The sequence below is a fragment of the Mycobacterium sp. NTMscope_MAC_269 genome (genome assembly GCF_976985695.1).
In genome coordinates this window covers 4957070-4971145 of record NZ_OZ335668.1, presented here as the reverse complement: position 1 = coordinate 4971145, position 14076 = coordinate 4957070, and the positions used below count along the sequence as shown (strand labels likewise).

The following is a 14076-nucleotide window of genomic DNA, read 5'->3' as shown; positions in this document are numbered from 1 at the left end:
GTCACGACTTGCCTACCTCACTTGTCTGAGTGGTTTCCGCGTCCACCTTATTCAGCACGTCCGCCAGGTGTGCGCCCACCTTGGCGATGATCGGTTCGTCGATGGCCTGGATGTGCTCGCCACCGATGGGAACCACCTCCAGGTCCGCCACGAACTCGCCCCAGCCGCCGTCGGGCTGACGGACCGCGTAGCGAGGCTCGAACTCGATGACGTCATCGTGGTAGCGGTCGGCCATGTAGAGGGTCACGTGGCCGTCGTACGGCTCGATCACGACGGTCTCGAGCGCCCGGTTGTCCAGATACGACGTCCGCTGGTGCTCGACGATGCCGCCCGGGATCTGCACGCCGCTCTGCTGGACGATGTCCAAGACGAACTTGACCTGACCCTCGTCGTCGAGCTCCTCGAGCTGTTCGTAGGGGATCGCGGGGATCTCGACGTTGAAGGTGCGCTCCGCGAATTTCGCGTAACGGTCCCAGCGCTTGCGGGTTTCCTCCTGGGTCTGCGGGATCTCCTCGCCGGCGCGCACCGTGTCGATCATCCCGACGAATCGCACGTCGGCGCCGGCCCGCTTCAGCCCGATCGCGCACGCGTAGGCCAGCGCACCGCCCAGCGACCAGCCGGCGAGGATGAACGGCTTGCCCTCGTTCATCTCCAGCAGCTTGGGCACGTACTGGGCGGCCCGCTCCTGGACGGTGCCCTCCACGCGCTCGAACCCGTACATCGGGGTGTTCGCCGGCAGCCGGTTGAGCAGCGGCTCGTAGACCACGGTCGACCCGCCGGCCGGGTGGAACACGAATACCGGTACCTGCGAATCGTTCTCGGGCGCCCGCAGGGTGCGGACGAAGCCGTCGATCTGGCCGGCCTCCAGGTACTGGCGGACCTTTTCGGCCAGCGCCTCGATGGTCTGCGATGTCAGCACGTCTTCGGCGGTGATGGTGCCCTCGGCGCGCTCCGAGAGGCGTTGCGCCATCTTGGCGGCGGCGTCCTCGTCGAGCGCGGGCAACGGGTTGAAGATGCCGCCCGGCGACTTGCCGGTGACGATCGCCCAGGTGGCGAAGGTGACCCGCTCGGCGGCGTCACGCGGGGGCACATCGGAATTGAGCGCCTTGGACACCGCCTCCTGGCTGAGCGCGCCCGCCAGGTTCGGCTGGCCACCGTTGGTCGCCGCGCCCTTCGGCCCGGACGGATCCGTCGGCGGCGGGGGAATTGGGGCCTGGGTTTCGGGCTCGGCCTGCGGATCCGGATCCGGCGCGGCGACCGATGTCGGCGTTGCCCCGCTGAGCAGCTGGGCCTGCTCCTTGGCGATCTCGTCGGGTGTCAGCGTCTTTTGGTGCTCGTGCAGCTGCGCGACCTCGTCGCGGTGCTCGACCGCGTACTCGATCAGCTTCTCGACGGCGTAGAGGTTGGCGTCGCGCACCGCAGTCAACTGGATGGGCGGCATGTCGAAGTCGTATTCGACCCGATTCTTGATCCGCACGGCCATCAACGAATCCAGGCCGAGCTCGATCAGCGGCACCTCCCACGGCAGGTCCTCGGGCTCATAACCCATGGCCGCCGAGACGATCATGCCCAGCCGCTCACCGATGGTCTCACCGGAATCCGGCGACCACCGCCCGACGCTGGACGGCAGGTAGCGGTTGGTCAGGCTGTCCGACAGCGTCTCGGCGTCGGCCTCGTCCGCCGGGGACGCCGGGGGCGCCTCAACCGCGGCGGTCGTGGTCGGGGCGGCGATCGCCGCGCCGGCGCCCACGGCGGTCGGCAACGCGGCCACGCTCTGGCCGGCCCGCGACACGAGCGCGTCGTAGACCAAAGTGAAGGATTCGTCGATGCGGGCGTGCACCTGGACCGAGGCGCCACCCGGGTGCCTGGTCATCGTCGTCACCAGCCGGGCGCCCGCGCCGGGGACCGCGCGCTGCTCGGATGCCACCAGTTGCGCGTCCGAAAGAACCTGTGTCGCAGCCGCTCTCACCAACGCAGCCAGGTCCGTCTCGCCGTTGCGCGGGGCGTACTCCCAGACGTGCCGGCCGTCCGGCAACGCGACATGGGTCCCCGGCATGATCACCGAGCCGTCGCCGGAGAAGTGCACGTCGAGCCAGTGCTCTTTGCGCTTGAACTTCGTCGGCGGGATGTTCGCGTAGTCTTCCGGCCCCTGGGCGCGACTGAACAGGGTGCGGATGTCCAGGTCGTGGCCGTGGACGTAGAGCTGGGCCATCGCCGAGGTCATCGACTCGACGTCGTCCTGCTTTTTAGCCAGCGTCGGAATCAGTTGGGCGTCATGCAAACCCGCGGCCGCGGTGGTCAAGCCGATCTGCATCAGCGCCACCGGGTTGGGCGCCAGCTCCAGGAACGTGGTGTGGCCGCTGTCGACGGCGTTGCGGACGCCGTGCGTGAAGTAGACCGAATGCCGCATGCCCTTGACCCAGTACGCGACGTCGTGGATCGGCTCGCCACCGGGCTTGACGTAGCTGCCCTCGTGCACCGTCGAGAAGATTCCGACGGTGGGGCTCGTCGGCTTGATGCCCTGCAGTTCCGCGGAGAACTCACCGAGCAGCGGATCCATCTGCGAGGTGTGGCCCGCGCCCTTGGTCTGCAGCTTGCGGGCGAAGCGGCCCTCGGCTTCACAGCGGGCGACGATCGCGTCGATCTGCTCGGGCGGACCGCCGATCACGGTCTGACTGGGAGCGGCGTAGACGCACACCTCCAGGCCGGGGAAATCGGCGAACACCGTCTTCAGCTCGTCGGCGGAGTACTCCACCAACGCCATCAGCCGGATGTATTCGCCGAACAGCATGGCCTCGCCCTCGCCCATCAGGTGCGAGCGCGAGGCGATCACGCGGGCGGCGTCGCGCAGCGACAGCCCGCCGGAGAAGTAGGCCGACGCGGGCTCGCCCAGCGACTGACCCACCACCGCAGCGGGTTTCGCGCCGTGATGCTTGAGCAGCTCGCCCAGCGCGATCTGGATGGCGAAGATGACGACGTTGGACGTTTCGATGCCGTATTCGTGCGAGTCGTCGAGGATCAGCTCGAGCACCGAGTAGCCCCGCTCGTCCTGAATCAGCGCGTCGACCTTCTCGATCCACTCGGCGAAGACGTCGTTGCGCAGGTACAGGTTCTTGCCCATCTTGCGGTGCTGCGCACCGAAGCCGGCCATCGCCCAGACCGGCCCGCTTGTCACCGGGCCGTCGACGCTGAACACGCCTGCGCGCTGCTTGCCCTCGGCGACCGCCCGCAGGCCCTTGACGGCCTCTTCGTGGTCGTGGGCCAGCACCACCGCGCGCGAGCGGCCGTGGTTGCGCCGCGACAGCGCCCGCCCGATCGATTCCAGCGAAGACGCTTGGCCCTCCGGTGTTTCCATCCAGTCCGCGAGCTCGGCGGCCGCGGCCTTCTTGCGCGAGGTCAAAAAGCCCGACACCGCGAGCGGGATCAGCGGCGCTGATTCTTCTTGCGCGGCAAGCTCTTCGGCCGCTATCTCCTTGAGGCGCAGGGCCTCTTCGGTCACGCCCGGCAGTTCGTATTCTTCTTCCTCGTCGGGCGTCTCGGCGTCGGGGATGATGTTGCCGAAGTCGTCGAACCGCAGCGAGTGGGCCTCAAGCGTCGGGGTCTCACCCGGTTCCTCACCGGGAGCCCCCGGCGCGATGACCTGGGCCTCGGGTTCGGGTTCGCGTTCGATCACGTCGCGCGGCAAGACCTCACGCACCACCAGGTGCGCGTTGGCCCCGCCGAAGCCGAAGCTGGACACCCCGGCCAGCGCGTAGCCGCCGTAGCGCGGCCAATCGCTCGCGCTGTCAATGACTTTCAAGCGCATGCCGTCGAAGTCGATGTAGGGGCTGGGTCCGGCGAAGTTGATCGACGGCGGCAGCTTGTCGTGCTGCAACGCCAGCACCACCTTGGCCAGGCTCGCCGCGCCGGCGGCCGACTCCAGGTGTCCCACATTGGTTTTCACCGCGCCCAGCAGCGCCGGACGGTCAGCGGGACGGCCGCGGCCGACGATGCGACCGAGCGCCTCGGCCTCGATCGGGTCACCCAGGACGGTGCCGGTGCCGTGCGCCTCGATGTAGTCGACGGTGCGCGGGTCGATGCCGGCGTCCTTATAGGCCCGGCGCAACACCTCGGCCTGCGCGTCCTGGTTGGGGGCGATCAATCCGTTGGACCGGCCGTCGTGGTTGACCGCGCTGCCGGCGATCACGGCCAGGATCTGGTCGCCGTCGCGGCGGGCGTCGTCGACCCGCTTGAGCACGAACATGCCGCCACCCTCGGAGCGGGTGTAGCCGTCGGCGTCCGACGAGAACGACTTGATCCGGCCGTCGGGCGAAAGGACCTGACCGATCTCGTCGAAACCGAGCGTCACCAACGGCGTCAGCAGCGCGTTGACGCCCCCCGCCACCGCCACGTCGCATTCGCCGTTGCGCAGCGCCTGCACCGCCTGGTGGGTCGCCACCAGCGAGCTCGAGCAGGCGGTGTCCAGCGCGACCGACGGGCCGCGGAAGTCGTAGAAGTAGGACACCCGGTTGGCGATGATCGAGCTGGCGGTGCCGGTGATCGCGTACGGGTGCGCGACGGTCGGGTCGGAGACGGCCAGGAATTGGTAGTCGTTGTTGGAGAAGCCGACGTACACGCCGACGGCCTCGCCGCGCAGGCTCGACGCCGGGATCCGGGCGTGCTCGAGCGCCTCCCAGGTCAGCTCCAGCGCCATCCGCTGCTGCGGGTCGATATTGTCGGCCTCGGTCTTGGCGACCGCGAAAAACTCCGAGTCGAAGCCCTTGACGTCCTTCAGGTAGCCGCCGCGGGTGCGGGCGGTGTCGACGCGCGCCGCGATGCGCGGCTCCTCGAGGAATTCCGACCAGCGGCCCTCGGGCAGGTCGGTGATGGCGTCGCGGCCCTCCATCAGCGCTTGCCAGGTTTCGTCGGGGCTGTTCATGTCGCCGGGCAGCCGGGTGGACAGCCCCACGATCGCGATGTCGACGCGCTCGGCCGGGCCGGTGCGGGTCCAGTCGGCACCGTCGAGGCCGTCATCGGGCACCTCGGGCTCGCCCTCGATGATGCGGGTGGCCAGCGATTCGATCGTCGGATGCTGGAAGGCCACCGCGACCGACAGCGTGACGCCGGTCATGTCCTCGATGTCGGCGGCCATGGCCACCGCGTCGCGCGACGCCAGGCCCAGCTCGACCATCGGCACCGACTCGTCGATGTCGTCCGGTGACCGGCCGACCGCCTTGCCCACCCAGTTGCGCAGCCACTGGCGCATCTCGGGGACCGTCATGTCGGACTTGTTGGCGTTGGTGGCGGGCACCTCCCCGTCGGGGCCCGGGGTGGTGTCTTCGGGGTGCTCAGTGTCAGCCATGGTCCTAAGAGATTCAGTCGGTTTCGCTGGCGAAGGCGGTCGGGGATCCGACACCGCTTCGCAGGCTGCCGTCCAGGTAGGCGGCGCGGCAGGCGCGGTGGCCGATCTTGCCGCTGGAGGTCCGCGGAATCGTTCCCGACTGCACCAGCAGCAGGTCGCGGACGGTCACGCCGTGGCGGACGGCGATCGCGGCACGGATGTCGTCGGCGATGGGCTGGTAGTCCAGTTTGTGCGAACCGGCCGCGCGCTCGGCGACGATCACCAGCTGCTCGGAGCCGTCGTCGGGGTCGTACTTGAGGCCGGCGTGCGGGTTGTCGAACACTTCCTGCGGCAGTTGGTTGGCCGGCACCGAGAAGGCGGCCACGTAGCCGGTGCGCAGCGCCTTGCTGGCTTCCTGCGCCGAGTACTCGAGGTCCTGCGGGTAGTGGTTGCGGCCGTCGATGATGACCAGGTCCTTGATGCGGCCCGCGATATAGAGGTGGCCCTTGTGGTAGGTGCCGTAGTCGCCGGTCTTGACCCACATGCCGTCGTCGGGGGCGCCCTCGGCGTGCGACTGGCTGATCCGCGACTTGAGGATGTTGCGGAAGACGTCGTTGGTCTCTTCTTCCTTGCCCCAGTAGCCGATGCCCAGGTTGTTCCCGTGTAACCAGATCTCGCCGATCTGTCCGTCGGGCAGCTCGCTGGCGGTCTCGGGGTCGACGATGACGGCCCACTCGTCGACGCCGATGATGCCGGCCGAGACCTGCGCCACGGCGTTGGGGGCGTCGGCGGCGACCTCGACGAAGCGCTGCTTGTTCAGCTCCTCGCGGTCGACGTGGATGACGGTCGGCGGCTCGTCCATCGGCGTGGTGGAGACGAACAGCGTCGCCTCGGCCAGGCCGTAGGAGGGCTTGATCGCGGTCTCGCGCAGGCCGTAGGGGGAGAACGCCTCGTAGAACTTGCGCATCGACGCCGGGGACACCGGCTCGCTGCCGTTGAGGATGCCCTTGACGTTGCTCAGGTCCAGCGGCGGCTCGCCTTCCTTGGGCACACCGCGCACCGCGGCGTGCTCGAACGCGAAGTTCGGGGCGACGGTGAAGACCTCGCAGTCCGGGGCGTCCTCGGGCTTGCGCGCCATCTCGCGGATCCACCGGCCGGGCCGGCGCACGAACGCGGCCGGCGTCATGAAGGTGAAGTTGTGGCCGAGCACCGGCGACAGCAGCGCCGTGATCAGGCCCATGTCGTGGAAGAACGGCAGCCAGGACAGGCCTCGGTCGCCCTCCTTGCCCTCCAGGCCGTTGAGCACCTGCAGCACGTTGGTGGGCAGGTTGAGGTGGGTGATCTCCACACCGGTCGGGGTGCGCGTGGAGCCGGAGGTGTACTGCAGGTAGGCGATGGTGTTCTCGTCGGCCTCGGGCGGCACCCAGGTCGACGCGACCTCGCTGGGCACCGCGTCGACGGCGATGACGCGAGGCCGCTCCTTGGCCGCGCGGGCGCGGATGAACTTGCGGACCCCCTCGGCGGCGTCGGTGGTGGTCAGGATGGTCGAGGGGGTGCAGTCGTCGAGCACGGCGTGCAGGCGGCCGACGTGGCCCGGCTCGCTCGGGTCGAACAGCGGCACCGCGATCCGGCCGGCGTACAGCGCGCCGAAGAGCGCGATGAGGTAGTCCAGGTTCTGTGGGCACAGCACGGCGATGCGGTCACCGGGCTCGGTGACCTGCTGCAGCCGGGCCCCCACGGCGCGGTTGCGGGCGCTGAACTCCGACCAGGAGATGTCGCAGGCGACGCCGTCGCGCTCGGTGGAAAAATCCAGGAACCGGTAGGCGAGCTTGTCGCCACGGACCCGCGCCCACTTCTCAACGTGCTTGACCAAGTTCGTGTTCTCGGGGAACTTGATCTTTCCATTCACGATGAACGGGTTGTGGTAAACCATGCCGCTCTCCTGTCACACCTGTTATCTAGGTCGGCTCCGCCGACGTTTCGTTCTCTAGCTCTGGCCGGCTACCGCCGACCGTTACATGTCTACGCGCGGGCCAGAACGCCGGTCACGTGCCGGTCCCAGCCGGCATCGACCCCGACCCGGGCCCGCGACAAAGTCTGGTAGCTCTTAAATTCCTCTTAATGTTACGGGCCCGCCCACGGCGGACCAAATCACAAGGTACCGCTGATAGCCACCGGCAACCGCTACCTAAAGCCTGTGTCCCACCGCCCCGGTCATCCGTGTTTCGGTTGTGGCGCATTCGCAATCAGGCCGTGAGCCCAGTTCAACGTCCAGTCGGTCGCCGGGGCACCGTCGACGCTCCAGCACTGCGTCGTCGCGTACAACGCGTGGACCGGTTGGGCGGCGCCCCCGGCCAAGGTGTTCAGCGTGCTCGGCAGGTTGGCGATGCTGAAGGCCTCTTCCGGTGCGGCGCAGATGAGGTCGCCCGGCGCGCAGATCTCGTTGGTCTTGCCGTTGAGGTCACCGAACCCGCCGGGGCGCGCACCGGTCATGGTCAGGCCCAGCCCGGACAAGATCGGCACCTCGTGCAACGTGACCTCGGCGCCCTGTCCCGGCGGGTTGGGCCCGATGTCGTTGCCGACGCCGAGCTGACGGCGCCCGTCGGCGATCAACGTCACACCGAGCACCAGGTCGTCGTCGACGGGTCCGCGGCCATTGCCGATGTCGCTGGCGATGTCGCCCATGATCACCGCGCCCTGTGAGAAGCCCATCAGCACGTAGCTGGTCAGGGGGCACTTGGTGTTCATGTCGGTCATCGCCTGCACGGTCGCGCGGGTGCCTTCGGCCCGGCTGGCGTTGTAGGACATCTGCGTGTCGCCGCTCAGCGGATTGTGGAACTGCGCGGTGTAGGGGGTGGTGTACGCCTGCACCCGCGACGCGGGGAAGTCTCCGGTGATGCTCGCGGTCACGTTGTGCAGCAACGCGTTCGGGAATTGCAACGGGTTGGCAGGGTCGTCCTGCGGGGCGGACTCCCACGTGCCCGGCACGTTGACCAGCAGCACGTCGGGGCACGATGCGTCCTGATACGCGGGTCGCGGCTTGTGCGGGTGCGACGACGTCGACGACGGGGGCAAGACCCCGGGCGGCACCGCGCTCGGCTGCGACTCCCGCCCGCGCAGCACGGTGACGACGGCCACGATGACCAACAAGACGACGCCGGCGACCGAAAGGGCGGCGACCCAGGCGAGGGTGCGGCGGCGCTTACGCCGGGCGCTGTTAGCCATGTTCTCCTGCCAGCAGAGGGGGTGGAGCGCAGCTCGAATCCGGGGCAAGCGGCCCGCCCGACCCCTGCTGCACTCCTACACGGTACCGGCTCGGCCGCTAGGTCAATCCGGACAACGACCCGCTGCTAGCCAGTTGGACAACGACCCGCTGCTAGCGAATGGCGCCGACGATGTCGCCCGACATGGCCCCCAATTGCCCCGACCACGAGCCCCAGCCGTTGTCGCCGCCGCCGGGAAAGTCGAAGTGGCCGTTGTGCCCGCCGTTGCTGCGGTACTGCTGATAGAACTCCCGGGAACTGCCCATCGCCGCGGCGGCCTGTCCGATCATCGCCGCGTCGTCGCCGCCGGCGTTCGTCGGGCTGTAGACCCACACGCGGGTGTTGTTCTGCGCGAGCAGTGCCGAGTGCACATACGGGTCGTGCCACTTCCACCGGCCGAGCTGCGGGGTGCCCCACATGCCGTTGCCGTCCACGCCGCCGAACTGCTGCAGACCGGCCAGAATGGCGCCGTTGTAGTTGGTGCTCGACGGGTACAGGAATCCCGACAGCGAGCCCGCGAAGCCGAACCGGTCGGGGTGGAAGGCGGCCAGCGCCATCGCGCCGTAGCCACCCTGTGAGGCGCCGACGGCGGCGTGGCCACCGGGCGCCAGGCCCTTGTTGGCGGCCAGCCAATCGGGCAGCTCGCTGGACAGGAAGGTGTCCCACTGCTTGCTGCCGTCCTGCTCCCAGTTGGTGTACATGCTGAACGCGCCCCCGGCCGGGGCCACCACCGAGATGCCCTTGCCGCCCAGCGTGTTCATCGCGTTGCCGGCGGTGACCCAGTTGCTCACGTCCGGGCCCGCGTTGAAGGCGTCCAGCAGGTACACCGCGTGCGGGCCTCCGCCGAGGAAGGCCACCGGGATGTCGCGGCCCATGGCCGCCGACGGCACCATCAGGCTTTCGTAGCCCGCGGCCCTGGCTTTGCCGACGGTCCCGACCGCCGGCGAAACAAAGGCCAACCCGGCCGCCAGCGCGGCAAAGCAGAACACCCGAAGAAGCGCCGGCACACCCCGCACGACCGTCATGTCCACCCTCCATCGTCTAGTCGCTGAATGCACATTAGCCAGCGACTCGGGGCGCGCGCTCGCCGGGTAGTGAAACAGGTCACATCCGCCGAAACGACTAACGGCGGGAACCCCGAAGGGTTCCCGCCGCGAGTCGTGATGCTCGGTGTGTTCTAGGTGCCCTGGCCGGTTCCGTTACCGGCAGCCGCGGCCGTGGCCGGGCCCGCACCGGGGGTGGCTCCCAGGACCGACTGCATGTCAGGCTTCATCGCCTGCAGCTGCGCGCCCCAGTAGGGCCAGTCGTGGGTGCCGTTGGCGTCGAAGTTCCAGAAGGCGTTGTGGCCGCCGGCGGCGTTGTAGGCCTCTTGGAACTTCAGGTTGGAAGTCCGCACGAAGCCCTCGAGGAACTTCGCGGGCAGGTTGTCGCCACCAAGGTCGGACGGCTTGCCGTTACCGCAGTACACCCAGATGCGGGTGTTGTTGGCGACGAGCTTGCCCACCTGAAGCGACGGGTCGTTGCGCGCCCAGGCCGGGTCTTCCTTCGGGCCCCACATGTCGGCGGCCTTGTAGCCACCGGCGTCGCCCATGGCCAGACCGATCAGCGACGGGCCCATGCCCTGGGACGGGTCCAGCAGCGCCGACAGCGAGCCGGCGTAGACGAACTGCTGCGGGTGGTAGGCGGCGAGGATCAGCGCCGACGAGCCCGCCATCGACAGACCGACCACGGCGCTGCCGGTCGGCTTGACCTGCTTCTCGCTCTGCAGGTACGCCGGGAGCTCACTGGTCAGGAAGGTCTCCCACTTGTAGGTGGTGCAGCCGGCCTTGCCGCAGGCGGGCTTGTACCAGTCGGAGTAGAAGCTGGACTGGCCACCGACCGGCATGGCGACCGAGATGCCCGACTGGTTGTACCACTCGAACGCCGGGGTGTTGATGTCCCAGCCGTTGAAGTCGTCCTGCGCACGCATACCGTCGAGCAGGTACAACGCCGGCGAGTTTGCGCCACCGCTCTGGAACTGAACCTTGATGTCGCGGCCCATTCCGGCGGACGGAACCTGCAGGTACTCCACCGGCAGACCCGGGCGCGAGAAGGCACCGGCGGTCGCCGAGCCTCCGACGGCGCCAACCAGGCCCGTCAGCAGCGCCGCGCTGGCGGCCCCCACCACGAGCCGGCGCGGCATACCCGCCACGGCGCCGCGAAATCTGTCGACAAGCGTCATCCTTGCTTCCTCATCCTTCTTGCGGCCTCCCGGCACATTCGTCCGATCGGGCGCTTTCCTGATTGGGTCGAACTGCCTGCGCGTACCCACCTGCACGGCTCTCCTCAGGCCATCGTCGGCCCGCATCGTCGCCGCGCGAAGCGCAGGAGTGCCCGTGTAGTCAACCACACCTTGCCCCATTCGTTCGCATCGAGGCGAGCCGCCGAAGCCGCGAGCGGCCCACCTACCCAGCGGTTTTCATGTCAAACATGTGTAAAAAAGGCGGGGTTTGCGCATGTGCTTGACCGTCATTGCCAGCTGGTGGGGGGCCAAATGTGATGTTGCTGCCATTTTTTCGCGACGGGCGGGTGGTATTCGGCGGGAGATCTGCCGAAAATTCTTCTGCGCAGCGCTTACTCGCGAGGCGGCGGCGGCGCTTGTTCGGGTATCGGCAGCCCGCACCGGGCCAGTTCGTAGAGCGGGACCCGGTCGATCCGGTATTTGGTGAATTGGAAGGAGTGCAGCACGTTGGACAGGAAGCGATGCGGGTTCATCGGCGCGCGCACCGAGCCGAGCACCGCCTGGGTGTCGGGGCACTTCAGCGCCGAGACCGCCTCGGCGACCCACTGCGCGTCCAGGTAGCCAGGAATGCCCGGATACACCTTCACCCAGGGGCCGTCGGCGATCACCCAGTCCGGGAAGAGGTTCTTGTCATGCCCGATGCGGCCGTGTTTGAGCCGCTCGGTGTGTTGCGCAAGCGGATTCGCCAAACCGATCTGGTCGATGACCCGGACGTCGAGCCCGACGTTCATGCCGACCATGCCGAGGTTGGTGAAAAACACCGCGTGCTGAGGCCTTTGCGGCGATTTGTCGCCCGGAGCGGGCTGCGCCTGCGGCACCAGGTCCCATTGGATGTAGTTGCCCGACGGCAGCAGTAACGCGCCGTCGGGGGTGTTGTTCAGGGCCGTCAGGATGGCGGACATCCGCGGGTAGCCCAAATAGTCCGCGGCGGTCAGCGGATGGGCCTGACCAGTGGCCTGGGCATAGAAGCGCCGTTCGTCGACGATGCCGGAGTAGGTGACGTGGGTGGCGTCATCGCCCATGCCGGGTGAGTTCGCCGCCCACAGCGCCCAACCGGCGACCCCCAGCCACAACGCGGCGGCCGCGCCGGCGACCCAGTTACCGGTCTCGCGCGAATAGTCCTGTCCGTCGGGGATGGCGACCGGGACGACGGCCACCGGGGCCAGCACGCAGAACAGCGGTGCCAGCAGCACCCGCGCGTGCATGAAGTCCCCGCCCTGGCGGATCCAGTACAGGGCCTGCAGCACACCGCTGATCAGGACCCACGCCACCACCGCAGGCGGGCTGTGCACCGCCCGGGCCACGCGCCCGTAGTCGGGTGCCAGCGCCGGCCGCAGGAACGAGGGCCGCCGCCGGGCGGCGAACAGCAGCACGCCCAGCGGGACGAGCAGCACCACGGGTATCCACACCGCGTACGGGGCGTTGAAGTTGGAGAGGTAGATCATGCCCTGGGACCACTTGTCCCCGGCCGCGTCCTTGGCCAGGGCGGTGCCGGGCACCAGCAGGCCGTAGTAGCCCATCCGGAAGATTTCGTAGCCGACCGGCAGGAGACCGCCGGCCACCACGATCAGCGCGCGGCGCCGCCAGGTTCGCGCCGCGATCAACATCATGATCAGCGCCAGACCGCCCATGAGGGCCAGCTCGGGCCGAACCAAAACGCTGAACCCGGCGACGAACGCCAGCGCGCCTACGAAGATGTTCTTGTCCGGGCGGTTGCGCACCGGCTGCGCCCAGCAGACCATCATCCACCACAGCAGCCCGAGATACGCCAGCGCCAAACCACTTTCCAAGCCGGACGTGGCGAAGTCACGCGCCGGCGGCAGCGCGACGTAGACCAATGCCCCGGCGGGCACCATGATCGCCTTGCGCCCGCGCAGGCTCGGCGCGTACAACCGTGCGGCGCCCAACATCAGCAGCGCCACGCCGAGCACCGAAAGTACCAGTGCCAGAGCCAAAGCCACGTATTCCATGCGCAGCGGACCGCCGACCCAACTGCCGGCGTACATCAAATACGTCCAGGCGGTCGAGGTGTTGGCCTCCACCCGCTCGCCCTGGTTGAAAACCGGTCCGTTGCCGGCGAGCAGATTGCGCACGGTGCGCAACACGATGAGCCCGTCGTCGGCGATCCACCGCCGCTGCCAGGCGCCCCAGGCGAACAGGACGGCGACCGCCGCGACGCTGATCCACAGGCTGGTCCGCACCATGGTCGTGTACGGGAACACCGGCCAGCCGGGCCGCCTGATCACCGGCCGGCTGCGCATCATGCGCGCCTTGAGCGCCTGCAGCTCGGGGCTAACCGAAGGCAACCGCGGCTCCGACTGTTGCCATCCACGCCAGGAACAGCAGCTGCAGCACCCGGTCCCGCAGCGCGATGTCTTCGGGTTCCCCCGCCAGCCCGCCGTCCACGTCGACCGCGTAGCGCAGTATCGCGATGGTGAACGGGACCATCGACACCGCGAACCACGACCCCGAATGGTGGTCGCGCTCGAACGCCCACAGCCCGTAACAGACCACGACCGCGGTCGCGGACAGGGTCCACACGAACCGTAAGTAGGTGCTGGTGTAGCTCTCCAGGGATTTGCGGATCGCCGCCCCGGTGCGCTCGGCGAGCTGTAGTTCCGCGTAGCGCTTGCCGGCCACCATGAACAGCGACGCGAACGCCGCCGAGAGCAAGAACCATTGCGACAGCGGGATTTCGGTGGCCACACCACCGGCGATGGCGCGCAGCAGGTACGCCGACGAAACGATGCAGATGTCAAGCACCGCTTGGTGTTTGAGACCAAAACAGTAGGCCAGCTGCATGCCGAGGTAGACGGCCATCACCAAAGCCAGGTTCGGCGTCACCATCCATGCGATGCCCAGCGAGGCAGCGCCCACCAGCACCGCCAAGGCGTAGGCCAGCCACTCGGGCACCACGCCCGCCGCGATCGGGCGGAACCTCTTGGTGGGGTGTTCCCGGTCGGCCTCGACGTCGCGGACGTCGTTGACCAGATAGACGGCCGAGGCCGCCAGGCTGAACACCACGAACGCCAACCCGACCTGAGTGAGCATCTGTCCGTAGTCGTAGCGGATCCCGCTACCGAGCCCGGCCACCGGCGCCGCCAACACCAGGACGTTCTTCACCCACTGGCGCGGGCGGAGCGCCTTTATCACCCCGGCGACCAGGTTGCTGGGCGGTCCGGCCACCGCTTCCTCAGTTTCCTCGGTCATTC

7 protein-coding genes are annotated in these 14076 nt (G+C 68.4%); all 7 read right to left on the bottom strand.

The window, feature by feature from the left end:
- Position 1: 1 nt before the first annotated feature.
- Complete coding sequence (pks13, locus tag ACZ50Z_RS23580; protein WP_464486373.1) at positions 2–5260, bottom strand: polyketide synthase Pks13; 5259 nt, start codon at positions 5258–5260, stop codon at positions 2–4.
- 94 nt (positions 5261–5354) lie between these two features.
- Positions 5355–7253, bottom strand: coding sequence for a long-chain-fatty-acid--AMP ligase FadD32 (gene fadD32, locus ACZ50Z_RS23575; RefSeq protein ID WP_464485720.1), 1899 nt, complete (start codon positions 7251–7253; stop codon positions 5355–5357).
- A 281-nt stretch (positions 7254–7534) separates the two neighbouring features.
- On the bottom strand, positions 7535–8545 hold the full coding sequence (gene culp6, locus ACZ50Z_RS23570; RefSeq protein WP_464485719.1) for a carboxylesterase Culp6: 1011 nt from the start codon (positions 8543–8545) through the stop codon (positions 7535–7537).
- A gap of 151 nt (positions 8546–8696) precedes the next feature.
- A complete protein-coding gene (locus ACZ50Z_RS23565; protein ID WP_464486372.1) occupies positions 8697–9599 on the bottom strand; it encodes an esterase family protein in 903 nt (300 codons plus the stop codon).
- Positions 9600–9760: 161 nt separating this feature from the next.
- Positions 9761–10804, bottom strand: a complete 1044-nt coding sequence (ag85A, locus tag ACZ50Z_RS23560) for a diacylglycerol acyltransferase/mycolyltransferase Ag85A (RefSeq protein ID WP_464485718.1) — start codon at positions 10802–10804, stop codon at positions 9761–9763.
- Positions 10805–11196: 392 nt separating this feature from the next.
- Positions 11197–13170 carry a terminal beta-(1->2)-arabinofuranosyltransferase gene (gene aftB / locus ACZ50Z_RS23555; protein ID WP_464485717.1) on the bottom strand — a complete coding sequence of 658 codons (1974 nt, stop codon included), beginning with the start codon at positions 13168–13170 and terminating at the stop codon, positions 11197–11199.
- Positions 13157–14074, bottom strand: a complete 918-nt coding sequence (locus tag ACZ50Z_RS23550; RefSeq protein ID WP_464485716.1) for a decaprenyl-phosphate phosphoribosyltransferase — start codon at positions 14072–14074, stop codon at positions 13157–13159. Before ACZ50Z_RS23550 ends, aftB begins: the two co-directional genes overlap by 14 nt.
- Between the last annotated feature and the right edge of the window lie 2 nt (positions 14075–14076).